The organism is Roseburia sp. 831b, assembly GCF_001940165.2.
Classification (GTDB): domain Bacteria; phylum Bacillota; class Clostridia; order Lachnospirales; family Lachnospiraceae; genus Roseburia.
This window is the reverse complement of record NZ_CP135162.1, coordinates 2,002,416-2,016,229: the sequence shown is the minus strand read 5'-3', so window position 1 is coordinate 2,016,229 and position 13,814 is coordinate 2,002,416. Positions and strand designations below refer to the sequence as shown.

13 protein-coding genes and 1 pseudogene are annotated in these 13,814 nt (G+C 40.0%); 13 read left to right on the top strand and 1 reads right to left on the bottom strand.

All coding sequences use genetic code 11. The annotated features are described in order from the left end of the window. Positions 1-10: 10 nt before the first annotated feature. The 6 genes and pseudogenes from rffA to BIV16_RS09175 all read left to right on the top strand — a co-directional run. Positions 11-1,132: pseudogene (rffA, locus tag BIV16_RS15750) on the top strand (dTDP-4-amino-4,6-dideoxygalactose transaminase); the annotation flags it as partial. A 285-nt stretch (positions 1,133-1,417) separates the two neighbouring features. Beyond that, the gene (locus tag BIV16_RS15745) at positions 1,418-2,317 is read left to right on the top strand and encodes an ATP-grasp domain-containing protein (RefSeq protein ID WP_278335613.1); all 900 of its coding nucleotides are present in this window, start codon (positions 1,418-1,420) and stop codon (positions 2,315-2,317) included. An 11-nt stretch (positions 2,318-2,328) separates the two neighbouring features. Then, complete coding sequence (locus tag BIV16_RS09190) at positions 2,329-2,691, top strand: EamA family transporter (RefSeq protein ID WP_242940413.1); 363 nt, start codon at positions 2,329-2,331, stop codon at positions 2,689-2,691. Continuing rightward, positions 2,684-3,019 (top strand): EamA family transporter, encoded by a 336-nt coding sequence (locus BIV16_RS09185; RefSeq protein WP_075681956.1) that lies wholly within the window; start codon positions 2,684-2,686, stop codon positions 3,017-3,019. Before BIV16_RS09190 ends, BIV16_RS09185 begins: the two co-directional genes overlap by 8 nt. A gap of 146 nt (positions 3,020-3,165) precedes the next feature. Beyond that, positions 3,166-4,362 (top strand): UTP--glucose-1-phosphate uridylyltransferase, encoded by a 1,197-nt coding sequence (locus BIV16_RS09180; protein ID WP_075681954.1) that lies wholly within the window; start codon positions 3,166-3,168, stop codon positions 4,360-4,362. 369 nt (positions 4,363-4,731) lie between these two features. Continuing rightward, positions 4,732-5,646 carry a helix-turn-helix domain-containing protein gene (locus BIV16_RS09175; RefSeq protein WP_075681952.1) on the top strand — a complete coding sequence of 305 codons (915 nt, stop codon included), beginning with the start codon at positions 4,732-4,734 and terminating at the stop codon, positions 5,644-5,646. On the opposite strand, the gene BIV16_RS09170 is transcribed toward BIV16_RS09175, so the two are convergent. After that, complete coding sequence (locus tag BIV16_RS09170) at positions 5,643-5,780, bottom strand: hypothetical protein (RefSeq protein WP_159435956.1); 138 nt, start codon at positions 5,778-5,780, stop codon at positions 5,643-5,645. The genes BIV16_RS09175 and BIV16_RS09170 overlap by 4 nt on opposite strands. 187 nt (positions 5,781-5,967) lie before the next feature. Here BIV16_RS09170 and BIV16_RS09165 point away from each other — a divergent pair, with 187 nt between their 5' ends. From BIV16_RS09165 to BIV16_RS09135, 7 genes are all read left to right on the top strand, one after another. Next, a complete protein-coding gene (locus tag BIV16_RS09165; RefSeq protein ID WP_075681950.1) occupies positions 5,968-6,750 on the top strand; it encodes a hypothetical protein in 783 nt (260 codons plus the stop codon). 111 nt (positions 6,751-6,861) lie between these two features. Then, positions 6,862-7,065 (top strand): DNA-directed RNA polymerase subunit M, encoded by a 204-nt coding sequence (locus tag BIV16_RS09160; protein ID WP_075681982.1) that lies wholly within the window; start codon positions 6,862-6,864, stop codon positions 7,063-7,065. A 44-nt stretch (positions 7,066-7,109) separates the two neighbouring features. Beyond that, positions 7,110-8,519 (top strand): sugar transferase, encoded by a 1,410-nt coding sequence (locus BIV16_RS09155; protein ID WP_075681948.1) that lies wholly within the window; start codon positions 7,110-7,112, stop codon positions 8,517-8,519. A gap of 3 nt (positions 8,520-8,522) precedes the next feature. Continuing rightward, complete coding sequence (locus tag BIV16_RS09150) at positions 8,523-10,148, top strand: glycosyltransferase (RefSeq protein WP_075681946.1); 1,626 nt, start codon at positions 8,523-8,525, stop codon at positions 10,146-10,148. Positions 10,149-10,202: 54 nt separating this feature from the next. Continuing rightward, positions 10,203-11,396, top strand: a complete 1,194-nt coding sequence (gene cps2T / locus BIV16_RS09145; protein WP_330546275.1) for a beta 1-4 rhamnosyltransferase Cps2T — start codon at positions 10,203-10,205, stop codon at positions 11,394-11,396. Continuing rightward, entirely contained in the window at positions 11,372-12,103 is a 732-nt protein-coding gene (locus BIV16_RS09140) for a glycosyltransferase family 2 protein (protein ID WP_075681944.1), read from the top strand. Before cps2T ends, BIV16_RS09140 begins: the two co-directional genes overlap by 25 nt. A 97-nt stretch (positions 12,104-12,200) precedes the next feature. Then, the gene (locus tag BIV16_RS09135; protein WP_242940412.1) at positions 12,201-13,571 is read left to right on the top strand and encodes an LCP family protein; all 1,371 of its coding nucleotides are present in this window, start codon (positions 12,201-12,203) and stop codon (positions 13,569-13,571) included. Positions 13,572-13,814: the final 243 nt, after the last annotated feature.

Genomic DNA, 13,814 nt, shown 5'->3' with positions numbered 1-13,814 from the left:
CATGATAGATATGATAGAGTTTAATGTCCCTCCTTTTGTGGGACCTGAGATAGAATATGTGGAAGATGCAATTAAGCATCATAAGATTTGTGGGGATGGACCTTATACGGAAAGATGCAGCGGCTGGCTGGAAAAGCGTTTTTCCTGTGAAAAAGTCTTACTTACGACTTCTGGTTCATCGGCACTGGAGATGGCAGCATTGCTTGCAGATATTAAGCCTGGTGACGAGGTGATTATGCCATCCTTTACGTTTACGTCCACAGCAAATGCGTTTGTACTTCGTGGTGCATCTATTGTGTTTGTGGATATCCGCCCAGATACAATGAACCTAGATGAAACTAAGATTGAGGCAGCAATTACAGAGCGGACGAAGGCAATTGTTCCGGTGCATTACGCTGGTGTGGCATGTGAGATGGACACCATTTTAGCAATTGCAAAGAAACATCACCTTCTTGTAATAGAGGATGCAGCACAAGGTGTTATGTCAACCTATAAAGGAAAAGCACTTGGAACCATTGGCGATATTGGCTGTTTTAGTTTCCATGAGACGAAAAATTATAGTATGGGAGAGGGTGGAGCCATCCTGCTTCACAATCAGGACGATGTGGAACAGGCGGAGATTTTGCGTGAAAAAGGGACAAACCGTAGTAAATTTTTCCGTGGACAGGTGGATAAATACACCTGGGTAAATCAGGGCTCTTCCTATCTGCCAAGTGAAATTAATGCAGCATATTTATGGGGGGAACTTAACTGCGCAGATGAAATCAATGAGAACCGTCTTGCAACCTGGAACCATTATCATGCGGGTCTGGAACAGTTGGAGCAGGAAGGATTTCTTACTAGACCATATATTCCGGAAGGCTGTGAGCACAATGCCCATATGTATTACATAAAGGCAAAGGATCTAGAGGAGCGCACGGCGCTTATTACATATTTGAAGGAACATGAAATACAGGCAGTATTCCACTATGTGCCATTGCATTCTTCGGAAGCAGGAAAGAAATTTGGCAGGTTTGCCGGGGAAGATATTTACACCACGAGAGAAAGCGAACGTCTGCTTCGTCTTCCGATGTATTATGGAATGAAAGAAGAGGACTGTGAAAAAGTAATTCAGACAGTTCGTGACTTTTATAAAAAAAAGAATCAAAGACCACAGCAGAAGAAAAAACTTGCCATCATCGGTGCAAACAGTTTCCAGAATCCGTTGATTTTAAAAGCAAAAGAACTAGGTTATGAGACACATGTTTTTGCATGGAAATGTGGAGATATCGGGGAAAAAACAGCGGATTATTTTTATCCAATCAGTATCATAGAAAAAGAAGAAATCTTAAAAAAGTGTCAGGAAATCGGAATTGATGGCATTACCTCAATCGCATCAGATTTGGCAACTGTGACGGTAAACTATGTAGCAGAAAAGATGCATTTGCCGGGGAATTCACTTGACTGTGTAGAAAAATCCACGAATAAGTTTCTGATGAGAACTGCATTTTTTAAGGCCGGCGTTCCGACACCAAAATTTGAAAAGTATTCTGATATTCAGGATGCAATGACAAATATAAATACATTTCCGGTAATTGTGAAACCAACGGATCGTTCTGGAAGCAGGGCAGTGACGAAGGTAGAAAGAAAAGAGGAGTTGCAGCAGGCACTAGAGGCTGCCATGTCCGTTTCTTTTGAAAAGGCAGCGATTGTGGAAGAGTATATCGAGGGAAAAGAATTCAGCATGGAAGGCATTACTTACCATGGAACGCATCATTTTCTGACTGCAACACGAAAATCCACGACAGGTGCACCACATTTTATTGAAAATGGACATATTGAGCCGGCGGGGCTTTCGGATGAGATGATGCAAAAAATAAAGGCAGAACTTACAAAAGCACTGGATGCCTTGGGGATTACCGATAGTGCAACCCATTCCGAGTTCAAAATCACACCGGAAGGTGAAGTCCGTATCATTGAGATTGGGGCAAGAATGGGAGGTGACTGCATCGGTTCCGACCTGGTTTACCTGTCAACCGGCTATGATTTTGTGAAGATGGTAATTGAAGCAGCAATGGGAATAGAACCGGATTTTTCCAGAAAAAAGGAGCCTGAGCATGCTATCATTCGTTTCATTTTTGACGAGAAAGATTTGCAGAATCTAGAGCGTGTGAAATGCGAGGCACCAGAGAGTATTCGTTTTGTGAGTGAGTTAGAAAAACCAGGTGCTCATGCAATTGTTGACAGCTCAAGCAGATTAGGATATTATATCTTATCTTGCAAAAAGAAAGACAAGTTTTTGTGGCTTCTAAACGATGATGAGAAATATGAAATGTAATGGTGAGTGATGTGAAACAGACGAAAAAGAAATTCGAATTTTTTCTTCAGATAATAGCAATTCAGGCAATTGTGGCAATTTATTCGTTTTCCACGGTTGTGGCAAAATTTGCATCCAGACAGACCTTTTTAAGCTGGCAGTTTTTACTGCTTTATGCGGTAGAGATTGGCATATTAGGCATTTATGCAATCCTTTGGCAGCAAATGATTAAGTGTTTCCCGATTTCGGTCGCATACGCAAACCGTGCGATTGGGCTTTTGTGGACGCTTCTTTTTGCCACTGTATTTTTTCAGGAAAAAATCAATTTACAAAATGCGATAGGAGTCATCATTGTCATTATCGGGACAATGATTGTGAATAGTGAAGATGAATAGTTATGTTTTAATTTTGGTTCTGTCTGTGTTTGTGGCATCCTGCTCCCAAATCGTTTTAAAATCAAGTGCGGCGGAGGAGCATGCATCCTTTTTGCGGGAATATCTGAATGTCAAAGTGATTGCCGGGTATGGAATGATGGTTGTCTCCACAATCCTAACCATCCTGGCACTTCGTGGAATGGATTATAAGAAAGAGGCAATTATTGAATCGCTCGGTTACTTTTTCGTGATGATTCTTGGCAACCTTTTTTTGAAGGAAAAGATTACAAAAAAGAAGATATTAGGGAATGCATTGATTCTGATTGGAATTGTTGTGTTTAATTTGTAGGGAAAAGCTGGTGTATACATGAAAATTCTTTAACATTCCTTTAAGAAAAAGAAATAAAGGTGCTAAAATTGGAAAAGTATGTTATACTACTTCTAGCATTTTTTGAAAAACGGAAAAGGCTAAACTATGTAAGGTAGAGGTTATATATGAAGATTGACAAGAAACAGACTTATCTTCTCCATTATCTGGACAAGCTTTCGGGGGAACAGCGTTCCAGAATGGAGCAAACGCTAGAAGAAATAGACTGGTCTTTGTTAGATAAGCTGCAGCATAAAGAAAACAAGCGTGGTGTTTTTGCACCGCTTGGGGCTATGAACTTACAGGAGATTGCCGAGCAGAAAGACGAATTTGAAAAAATAGGATTAGAAGCCATCCGTGCAGGAAAAGTAGGAGCAGTACTTCTTGCAGGTGGGCAAGGCACTCGTCTTGGATTTGAACATCCAAAGGGAACTTTCAATATCGGTTTGACACATGAACTTTTTATTTTTGAGCAGCAGATGAAAAATCTGATGGAAGTCATAGATAAGGCAGGAGTTTTTGTCCCGCTTTACATTATGACAAGTGAGAAGAACAATGAAGAGACAATTCAGTTCTGGGAGAAACATTCTTATTTTGGATATGATAAATCATATGTAAGATTTTTTGTACAGGAAATGGTTCCTGCCGTCGACTACGAAGGAAGAATTTATATGGAGGAACCAGATAAGATTGCAATGTCACCGAATGGAAATGGTGGCTGGTTCTCGTCCATGGAGAAATGTGGTCTGATGGAAGACTTACATAAACGAAATATCGAATGGTTGAATGTCTTTGCAGTAGATAATGTATTACAGCGTATTGCAGATCCGGTTTTTATTGGTGCAACGTTAAAAGCCGGATGCCAGAGTGGAGCAAAGGTCGTTCGCAAGGCAGATCCATATGAGAAGGTTGGAGCGCTTTGTCTGGAAGATGGAAAACCATCTATCGTGGAATATTACGAGCTCACAAAAGAAATGGCTGAGGCAACCAATGAAAAAGGCGACTTAGAGTACGGATTTGGTGTAATTTTAAATTATCTGTTCCGTCTTGACAAGCTAGAAGAGATTGTCGATAATAAAATGCCATTGCACGTGGTAGAGAAAAAAATACCATATATTGATTTAGAAGGAAATCATATCAAACCAGAGCAGCCAAATGGATACAAATTTGAAACGCTTGTTTTGGATATGGTTCACCTTATGGAAAACTGTCTGTCCTTTGAGGTAGACAGAGCAAAGGAATTTGCACCAATTAAAAATAAGACGGGTGTTGATTCCATCGATACAGCCAGAGAACTGTTAAAACTGAATGGAATTGAGTTATAAAAGAGAAAGCCCCTCCAGGTAAATACAAGGTTGCCTGGAGGGATTTTTGCGTTTAAAAACATATAATAATTATAAATTTGGAGTAAGTGAAGATATATCGTATAGAAAAATAATAAAATTTTTGAAAATTTACGTGAAATCGAATGGAAAAATATAACAAAACCATATATAATCCAATCGGTCTTAGTGGATATGGGAGACCAAAGAATAAACACAAAAGTAGTATAGAACTGACAGAACGTAAACTTACAGGAAAAGGAAACAAGGCATACAGTATGGTGCCTTGTTTCTTTGCGTTTTGAATAAAAGTAGGAAAAAGTGGGAAAATATACTACAATAGGAAGTACAAAGGAAGAGGTGGAGTAAGATATGCCAAAGTATTACATAGGAGAACTTATTCGAGAAACGAGAGAAAGGTGCGGGTATACGCAGGAAGAACTAAGTTATGGAATATGCACCCCAGCATCATTATCGAGGATTGAGACAGGGGTTCAAAAACCAGGTTACAAGAAATTAGATGCATTATTGGAACGGTTAGGGTATGAAAATAAGTCAATAAATGAGTTTATCAGCGTGGAAGAAATGAATGTATATAAGCTGACAACGAAAATACGTGAGTCAATCATACAGAAAAATTATCACGAGTTGGAAAAATGTTTGAAAGAGATAGAACCATTATTGAAAAATAAACCAGATTTTGAACAGCAGTATTATTGGTATGCAAAGGGAGTGCTGCTTAAGGCGCAGGGAGGTGACTTGCAGAGTGTATATAAAATCTATATGCAAGCGATTCATATTACATTGCCAGAATTTGATGGTTATACTCCATTAGAAAATAATTTATTGACTTTTGATGAGATTACCATTATCAATTGTATTGCAAGTTTACATGCAGAACAGCAACATATAAATGAAGCGTTAAAGTTGGGATTCTGGTTAAAAGAATATCTTGAAAAAAGAAATATGGATGAAAATGAGAAGAAGAAAAAATATCCGATGATAGTATTTAATTTAACAAATTGGTTGGGAGACAGAAAGAGATTCGAAGATGCACTAGAAGTGGCAAATATAGGAATAGATTTTTGCATAAAGGCAGGAAGTCTACGATGTTTTCCATTATTAATTTGTAATAAAGCAAGTTTCTTGGCGGAGTTGGATAGGAAAGAAGAAGCTGTAAAATTTTTCCACCAAGCAGCTATTATATTTGATAGTATAGGCGAAGCAGAGTATAAAAATATAACAGCTACTTGGTGTAAAGAAAAATGTGGTGTAGATATTACTTAATCACATTCATATACATCATCAAAGATATACTTATACGTCGAAATCCCTGCATCTCCAGCCGACACCACGCTTGATACAACAGGTGCAGCAAACAAAACCATACAAAGTGCAAATGCTAAAATTCTCTTTTTCATAATTAAAACCTCCATATATTTTCCTTAATCATAAAACGAGAAGAAAAAGAACCCCATGCTATTTGATGTAAAAATAAATTTACGTCATATCGCATGGGATTTTTTGCAATAACAGCGTATAATACAAAATATTTATAGCTAAAAGACGTAAGTCGTCAGACCAATATCACAGGAGGAACAGCATTAAGTGGAGATACCAGAACAGGAAACGGAGTTCAGACATTACTTTTATGTGAGAAGAAGAGGGAAAAAGAACGTGATGCTTGCACAAAAGGAAATGGAAGAAGAACAGCAGGGATTGACGAAGAACCCAAAGAGGACATTATTGTATCTGTTTATCAGCTATCTTGCATCCGATGAGATTGCACAGCTTAGAAATGTAATATTGAAAAGAAATACAAATGTAATTGTATGCTATCAGAAAGAGGAAACAGGAAAGCGTATTTATGAGTTGTTGGAAATTATGCTTCAGGACTGTGGCTTCCCGGAGATGATAGAGCGTGGAAAGATTCAGTTTGCACAGTTAGATAAAGTTCCAAAGGAAGAGACAGAGTTTTGCTGGAATGATGAGCAGGATTTGGAGTACCAGCTAAAACGTTCCTATAAAATATGCTGGGAACTGAATGAAAAAGCGGCTATGGTTTCCTGTGGTGGCTATTTCTTTGAAATTCAAAGGGAAGAAGGAGACATTCAGAAATTTGCATTTGAACCGGTGGACTATTTTATTTCCCTGTTGGAATTTATGAACCAGAGAGGCCCTTATCAAGGATATGTGCAGCTCGTGCGGTGCAAGGAGCAGGGTGGACTAATGGTTGACCTTTTGTACTGGCTGCCAGAACAAGGCGGGATTTCAGAGAGCAGTAAGAATTCAGGCAGAGAACTGGACTTAGAAGAATTTCTTGCGATGTTTGAGAGCAATTTAAATGGGTTTCCAATAAAGGTGAATTCTTTTGAGGTAAAAAAGAGATAGAAAACGAACATATTTCTTAAATTTTTCGAAAGAGGTGAAGCTTTGCTTTGCCTTTTTTTTACATTAATGGTATCATATAAGGTATGGAAAAATCGAATTGAGGGAACGATTATGATGAAAGTATATATCTGCCCGAACTGCGGTTGGCTTCGGACAGTTTCGAGAAGGAAAGAAGTGGAATGCTTCAAATGCGGCACAGAACAGATGACACCAGTGAAACTGACATTTGCCCAATATGCGGACATGTCGGAACAGGAACGGCTGGATTATTCGCAGAGCTGGCGCTATATACACAGAAAAGACACAAAATCGTGATGTAATAGAAGCCACATACAAAAACTAAGAGGGATAAGGGATCAATGTATAAAAGAGAAAAAAATAGCTTTATGAAGCATATCGACTTCACCATCATTGATATTCTTGCATTACAGATTGCGCTAGTTTTAGCGTACTGGATGCGTCTTGGATTTGATAATCCGTATGCAAATGACGATTATGAGCGTCTTGCGATTGTATTGGTATTGATTGATGTTGTCGTTGTTTTTTTAAGTGAATCCTATACAGGAATTTTAAGAAGAGGAAACTTAAAAGAGCTAAGGTCTGTTGCAACACATGTGACAACAGTATTCCTTGGATTGGTAGTTTATATGTATGCGGTCAAGGTTTCGTTTACCTATTCCCGAATGTTACTGTTTACATTCTGGATTTTAGGCGGCGTAATTGAAATGATTGGCCACGTTCTTTTGAAAATATATCTTCGCAAACGAATGATTCGTGCGAAGAATTTGTCCTCGATGATTATTGTTACGACAGAAGATCAGGCATATTCCTGTCTGAAAGAATTTGAAGGACTTCCATATCGTGATTTTGAAATCACGGGTATTGTGATTGTGGATAAGGACTGCCGCGGCAGGAAAATGCGCGGAGTTCCGGTTGTTGCCAGTGCAGATTCCTTTTTGGAATATGTGAAAATGAATGTGGTGGATGAGGTATTTATCATTGGGAACACAAGAACCAGCAGCGAGGCACTTGCCGATGAACTGTTAGAACTTGGTGTGACGGTGCATTTTTCACTTGTTCATGAGTCATATCTGCGGCCGAATAAAGTTGTGGAGAAGTGCGGAAGATACCTTGTTATGACAACGAGTATGAAGATTGCTTCAAGACGAGAACTTTTTGCAAAGCGTTGCCTGGATATACTGGGCAGCCTGGTAGGTCTGGTTTTAATGGGCATTGCATTTCTTATTTTTGCCCCAATTATCAAGATTCAGTCGCCTGGGCCGGTCTTTTTTGCGCAGACCCGTGTTGGAAAAAATGGAAGAAAATTCAAGTTTTACAAATTCCGCACAATGGTTGTGGATGCAGAGGCAAAAAAGAAGGAATTAGAAGCACAAAACGAGATGCAGGGACAGATGTTTAAGATGGAGGATGACCCAAGAATCATTCCTATCGGAAAATTTATGCGTAAATTTTCCATTGATGAACTGCCACAGTTTTGGAACATCTTGAAAGGGGAGATGAGTCTTGTTGGAACAAGACCACCAACCGTAGATGAATTTGAACAGTACGAACTCCATCATAAGGCACGTCTTGGGATTAAGCCTGGACTCACGGGAATGTGGCAGGTTAGTGGACGAAATGAGGTAACAGATTTTGAAGAGGTTGTGGCCCTAGACACCACATATATTTCAAACTGGTCATTAGGACTTGATATCAAGATTATTTTTAAGACGATTCAGGTTGTACTGACCGGTAGAGGAGCGTCCTAATATATGCAAAGTAAGATAAAACGAGTTATCAATTTAATTAGGAAACATGGTATAATCGGGTTCGCTGTCAAATTTCAGGAAAAGACAAGTGAACCGGTTAATCTTGTATACAAAGAGCAGTATCATCACTTTTTACCAGATGAAAAAGAAAAGGAAAAAGAGCGGGAAACTGCTTTTTCCTATTTGCCGAAAATAAGTCTGGTAGTGCCAGCTTATTGTACCAAAAAAGAGTTTTTAGAAGAGCTGATTGCATCGGTGAAAGCGCAGACTTATGAGAACTGGGAACTTTGTTTCGCAGACGGAAGCCCTGCTGACGAGGTGACGGCGCTTGTGAAACCTTACGAAAAGGATGAGCGGATTCGAGTGATTCACCTGGAGCATAATTATGGCATTTCCGGGAATACCAACGAGGGATTTCGTGCGGCAACCGGCGATTATATCGGACTTTTGGATCACGATGATGTGTTAGCGCCGAATGCACTTTATGAAGTGGTGAAGGTGTTAAATGAGTTTGTTTATGAAGAACAGTCGGATGAGAAGCATCTCGTCGTGTCGGAGCGGATGCCGTTGTTTTTCTACTCGGATGAGGATAAGGTATCGGCAGATTTATCACAGCATTTTGAACCGCATTTCAAGCCGGATTTTAATCCTGAGCTGTTGAATCATTACAACTACATTTGTCATTTTGTAGTGTTTCATCGTAGTTTGCTAGAAAAGGCAGGAATGTTGAATTCTGATTACGACGGAGCGCAGGATTATGATTTTGTGCTGCGCTGCACCGAGGTTGTACCGGAAGAGTGCATTTATCATATTCCAAAGATTTTGTATCATTGGCGCGTACATTCTTTGTCGACGGCTGGAGATTCCGGCAGTAAGGATTACGCATACGAAGCTGGAAAACAGGCGGTTGCGGCACACTTAGAGCGTATTGGCTGCGTGGCAAAAGTGGAGTCTGTAAAAGGAAGAGAGACGCTTGCGGTATCCTATGATTTGCCAAAGATTGGATTGGAGCAGAAAAAGGATACCTTGTTTGGAGAGGAAGCAGAGGCAGAAAATGCTTTTATTGTAAAGCAGGGGCATGGCTTTGTGAATCCGTCAAAAAACTGGCAGCAGAAGATGATGCAGTATTTTCAGAAAGAAAAAGTCGGAATGGTCTGTGGAAAAGCAATCCGCGGAACAAAAGTGTACGCATGCGGGTTGACGTTTGATGAGAAAGGAAATGTGATGCCGCTTTTTAAGGGGCTGCCATCTTTTTTCAAAGGATATTACCGGAGGGCAGTTGCACCGCAGAATATCAGTGCGGGGCTTCTTGACTTTTGCATGATTGAAAAAAAGGCTTATCAGGAGGTTGGGGGAATCGATAAATCCCTGCCGACACCGTATCGGGATTTGGATTTCGCATTTCGATTAAGAAAGGCGGGATATCAGGTGATATTGGACCCGACAATCCGTGTGGTATGTTCTAGAATGGAGCTTCCGGATGAGCAGGAGGCAAAAAAAGCCAGACAGGTTTTGCGGGAACGCTGGAATGATTATCTGCTGGAAGGAGATCCTTTTTACAATCAAAATCTTGCATTAGAGCCCGAAAAGACGTATCATTTGAAAGATGTCACCAATAGCATGAAGTAGGTGAAAGAGAAAGAAGGGGCGAGATTCTTTCCTGTTTTACGGAAAGTTAAGGTTATGAACATGAAACATATTTTTATAATAGGAAGCAAGGGAATTCCGGCGCGATATGGCGGATTCGAGACATTTGTGGAGGAGCTGGTGCGCAACCAGAAATCGGATGATGTGAAATATCACGTTGCCTGCCTGTCGAATCAGAAAAAGAATTTTGAGTATCTAGGGGCAGACTGCTTTGAGATTCCGGTTCCGAACATTGGACCGGCGAAGGCTGTTTATTATGACATTGCAGCATTCCGTTATTGCCTTTCGGTGATAAAAAAAGAACAGATTAAAGAGCCGGTCATTTATGTGCTTGCCTGCCGAATCGGACCGTTTATCGGTTCCTTAAAGAAAAAGTTAAAGCGGATGGGTGGAACACTTTTTGTTAATCCCGACGGGCATGAATGGATGCGCGCAAAATGGAATGCGGCCATTCGAAAATATTGGAAATTTTCCGAAAAACTGATGGTAAAACACGCAGACCTTCTGGTTTGTGATTCGAAAAATATCGAAAATTATATTCAGGCGGAGTACGGGAAATATCAGCCAAAGACCACTTTTATTGCCTATGGAACCAATACCGAGAGCAAGGAGGCAGAAAATGCCACGGTACAGAAAACGGAAAGCCGAAAAAAACTTTTGGAATGGTACCAGAAATTTGGCTTAAAAGAGAAAGAGTATTATCTTGTCGTGGGACGTTTTGTGCCGGAAAATAATTACGAGACAATGCTCTTAGAATTTATGAAATCAAAGACAAAGAGAAAGTTTGTATTGATTACAAATGTGGAACAAAATAAATTTTTCGAAGAATTAAAACAAAAGACACATTTTGACGAGGATGACCGTATCAAATTTGTGGGAACAGTGTATGACTCGGAACTTTTGACAATGATTCGAAAAAATGCGTTTGCGTATTTCCACGGTCATGAGGTGGGAGGCACGAATCCATCTTTATTAGAGGCATTGTCGACAACAGAGCTGAATCTTTTGTTAAAGGTAGGCTTTAACGAGGAGGTCGCAGAGGACGGTGCACTTTACTGGACGAAGGATGCCGGAAGTCTTTCCTATCTGATGAAGATAGCGGAGTCGCTGGATGAAACACGCCGGATGGAACTTTGCGAAAAGGCGAGAGCGCGTATGAAAGCGTATTATAGCTGGGATTATATTGTAGGACGGTACGAAGAACTATGGAACAAATTCGGATATCAGTAGCACTTGCCTCCTATAATGGAGAAAAATACATAGCCAGTCAGTTAGAATCCATCCTGCAAAATTTATCAGAGCGGGATGAGATTGTAGTCTCGGATGATGGTTCGACGGATAGAACCAGAGAGATTGTAACTTCTTTTCTGGAAAAGGATGCAAGAATCCGACTCGTGGATGGACCAAAGCAAGGGATTATTGCCAATTTTGAGCATGCTTTAAAGGAGTGTCGTGGCGCGTACTTGTTTTTATCAGATCAGGATGATGTCTGGGCAAAGGACAAGGTGGAAAAGGTGATGCAGGAATTTGAAAAAGAGCAGGTTTCACTTGTCATCCATGATGTTGAAGTCAGAAATGAATCGTTAGAGCAGGTTTTAATGCCATCTTTTTTTGCGTATCGAGGTTCCGGTGCGGGATCATTTAAAAACTTTTGCAAGAATACCTATATGGGCTGTGCAATGGCATTGAAAAGAGAGGTGCTTTCTAAGATTTTTCCGATTCCAAGGGATATCCAGATGCATGACCAATGGATTGGAATTTTAAGTGATTATTACTTTGGAAAATCATTTTTCTTAAAGGAACCATTATTAAAATACCGCAGGCATGAGCGGAATAATTCTGATTTTTCCCGTCATGGCATTTTAAAAATGATTCAAATCCGTTTATTGCTTGCAAAACGGTTATTGGCACAGATGAAAAAATTAAGGAAAAGATAAGAAATCCTTTACCTGGTATTTATTGACACCCAAATGAAATTGTATTATATTTAATCAGTCGCTATGGAAAATAGCAGGAAAGAAATGGGAGAATAACATGAGCAGAGAGGAAGAGAGAAGAACTACGGCTCGCAGCAGCAGTGCAAGTAGATCTGCATCTGCAAATCGTGGTCAGGGAAATAGAGGACAGGCGTCCAGAAGTCAGGCATCCAGAGGTCAGTCGGCAGGGAGCCGGAGTCAGACAACAGGAAATAGAGGACAGGCATCAACAGGAAGAACAGCACAGCAGGGACGTCCGGTGCGCAGCAGTGATGGGATGAACGGTTCCAGACCGAATCCATCCGGCAAGAAGCGTATGACAAAGAAGCAGAGAAGAAAAAGAAAGAGAAGAATTCTGATTGCTGAGATTGTAGTAGTTGTTGTATTGCTAATCGTCTTATTCTTCTGGTTGAAGTTAGCAAAAATCAACCAGACCGGAAAGTTGGATGAGGATAAGCTTTCCATCAATGATTTGGATGATGCTACCAAGGATTTGCTAGATGGTTATACAAACATTGCCCTGTTTGGACTTGATAACAGATCCAATGGAAATTATGGTGGTGGTAACAGTGATAGTATCATGATTGCAAGTATTAACAATGATACGAAAGAGGTAAAATTAGTTTCTGTTTACCGTGATACCTATTTGAATGTTTATGATGATTCCTTTAAAAAGTGTAATGCTGCCTATGCAAAAGGTGGTGTTGAATCCGCAGTTGCAATGCTGAATCAGAATCTGGATTTAAATATCAAAGATTATGTAGCCGTTGATTTTAATGCGATGGTTGAAGTGATTGATCTGCTTGGCGGAGTAGATATTGAAGTTACAGAGGAAGAGGCTGGTTACATGAAGGTTTATATTGACGAGATGCAGGGCGTGACCGGAAAGTCTTCCAGCTATGTACAAGGTGGTGGAGTCTGCACCTTAGATGGTATCCAGGCAACCGCATACTGTCGTGTCCGTTATACCAAGGGAGATGACTTCAAGCGTGCAGAACGTCAACGAATCGTTTTAAATGCAATGTTTGATAAAGCAAAACATGCAAAACTTACCACACTTAATAAGATTGTGGATGCTGTTTTTGATGATATCGATACCAGTTTAACGTCAAAAGAGATTTTAGGTCTTGCAGCATTTGTAACGCAGTATGACTTGTCCAGCACATCCGGATTCCCATTTTCACAGTGTACGATGACACTTGGAAAGAAAGGATCTATCGTAGTTCCGACAACCTTAGAGACGAATGTTTCATTATTACATTCTTATCTGTTCGGAGAAAATAATTATGTGCCATCTTCTACCATTGAGGAACTGAGTAAGAAGATTATCAATGATACCGGTAAGACGGAGAGCGATGGTAATACGTTCTCAGCGGATTATTCACCAGATGCGGAAGAAGATACCCAGAGTTCGGAAACTTCAAAGTAGAGGAAAGTTTTATCCGTAATGTGGATTATGGAAAACAAAGTCTAACAGATGAAATTTCGTAAAGAGAAAAGTTAACAGAAATAAATGAAAAAAGAACTGTAATTGCCGGGAGAGTATGTTATAATGTCGACAGTTGCAGTTCTTTTTTGCCAGTAAGAAAACGGTGAACAACCTTTTGACACCAGAATCTTATAAAAAAAGAGCTGTATGGAAAAAGATGACAACTACAAATGTAATTAAAAA